Here is a 585-nt window from a genome sequence, read left to right as displayed (position 1 = left end):
ACGTCCCCACGGTCCGGTCGGATGCCGGCGCGGTGGCCGGGGCGATCGCCGAGACGGTCACGCGCGCCCGCGCCGGCCAGACCCGCAAGAAGCCGGTCTTCGCGGTGTCGCTGGGCGATGCCGAGGTGGCGCGCGCCGCCTTCGCGGGGGCCGGGATCCCGCATTTCGCCACCGATTCCGAGGCGATCGAGGGGTTTTTGCACCTCGTGCGCTACCGCGAGGCGCAGGACGACCTGATGCGCACGCCGGATTCGCTGCCGCGGGACTTCTCCCCCGACACGGCCCGGGCCCGCTCGATCGTGGCCGCCGCCCTGCGCCAGGGGGCGGCCTGGCTCGACCCGGTTGCCGTGAACGGCCTGCTGGAGGCCTACGGCATCCCCACCGTGCCGATCACCCTCGCCCCCGACCAGGATTCCGCCGCGGCCGCCGCCTGGCCGATCATCGCGGCCGGCGGCACGGTGGCGCTCAAGGTCGTCTCGCCCGACGTGGTGCACAAATCCGACATCGGCGGCGTCCGTCTCGACCTCACCAGCGAGGCCGACGTCCGCGATGCCGCCCGCAGCATCCTGGCGCGCGCCCGGCGGG

Annotated in this window: 1 protein-coding gene; it reads left to right on the top strand. The window is 75.0% G+C overall.

Annotated features, from left to right (window positions below; genetic code table 11):
• Window positions 1-585 (top strand): acetate--CoA ligase family protein (locus FV228_RS32140; protein ID WP_187278010.1); only part of this gene is annotated, 585 nt, incomplete at both ends.

Origin of the sequence: Methylobacterium sp. WL18 (assembly GCF_008040015.1) — a bacterium.
GTDB classification, from domain to species: Bacteria; Pseudomonadota; Alphaproteobacteria; order Rhizobiales; family Beijerinckiaceae; genus Methylobacterium; species Methylobacterium mesophilicum.
Note: the sequence above shows the minus strand (reverse complement) of the source record. Positions and strands in the feature narration are given on the sequence as shown.